Source organism: Bradyrhizobium sp. NBAIM08, from assembly GCF_020193935.1.
GTDB lineage: Bacteria > Pseudomonadota > Alphaproteobacteria > Rhizobiales > Xanthobacteraceae > Bradyrhizobium > Bradyrhizobium yuanmingense.
Map to the genome: position 1 here is coordinate 1 of NZ_JADYVR010000538.1, position 431 is coordinate 431.

General features: G+C 68.4%; 1 protein-coding gene. It reads right to left on the reverse strand.

What is annotated here, in order from left to right; genetic code table 11:
* A partial coding sequence (locus tag I6F37_RS40830) for a DNA translocase FtsK (RefSeq protein WP_368736828.1) occupies positions 1–418 on the reverse strand: 418 nt, incomplete at its 3' end.
* Between the last annotated feature and the right edge of the window lie 13 nt (positions 419–431).

Here is a 431-nt window from a genome sequence, read left to right on the forward strand (position 1 = left end):
CCATCAGTTCCAGCAGGCGCGTCGCGCGCGTGTAGCCGATCGCCAGGGCCCGCTGCAGCAAGGTGGCCGAGCCGCGCTGCTGGCCGAGCACGACTTCGACCGCCTCGTCATAGAGCGCGTCCTGCTGCTCGGCCGAGGGGCGCGAACTGCTCTGGGACTGGACCAGTTCGGGCAGGAAGCTCGGCCGCTGGCCCTGATCGATCAGGAAGCGGGTCACGCCCTGGATCTCTTCGTCGGACACGTAGGTGCCCTGCGCCCGCACCAGCGCCGCGCCGCCCGGGGGCACGTACAGCATGTCGCCGTAGCCAAGCAGCTTGTCGGCACCGTTCTGGTCGAGGATCACGCGCGAGTCGATCTTGCGGTTGACCTTGAAGGCGATCTGGCACGGCAGGTTGGCCTTGATCACGCCGGTGATCACGTCGGTGCTCGGC